Source organism: Treponema sp. R6D11 (assembly GCF_054786075.1).
This window is the reverse complement of the sequence record NZ_BDHD01001316.1, coordinates 1-332: the sequence shown is the minus strand read 5'-3', so window position 1 is coordinate 332 and position 332 is coordinate 1. Positions and strand designations below refer to the sequence as shown.

General features: G+C 36.7%; 1 protein-coding gene. It reads right to left on the bottom strand.

Features of this window, described 5'->3' with window-relative positions:
• Positions 1 to 332, bottom strand: a 332-nt coding sequence (locus tag ACYVTD_RS18575) for a hypothetical protein (RefSeq protein ID WP_461249068.1), incomplete at both ends; no start/stop codon positions are given.

Sequence of the window (332 nt, the reverse complement as noted above, 5' to 3'; positions counted from 1 at the left end):
AGCATATTTTTAACAGTATAAGGAATTTCTGTAGATGTTGTTTTGTTTCCCGATTCGTCTATTGCCGTTACCCATGTGCGTATTTTTCCGTCACCCATGTCGGATACGTCAAGCATAACAAACCATTCGCCTGAGGAATCTTGCTGGGCATAAACTTTTTTTGTTTTTGTAGTTTGGGTTTCTAAATCAAAGTATTCAATTTCTACAAAGACTTCGCCAATTTTAAACCCCAACTCATTTGAAACATCCAGCGATATTTTATTTTCATTGCCATGCAGAAAAGCCCCCGGCAAATTATCGCCTGAGTTTTTAATTATAGGCGATTTTGTATT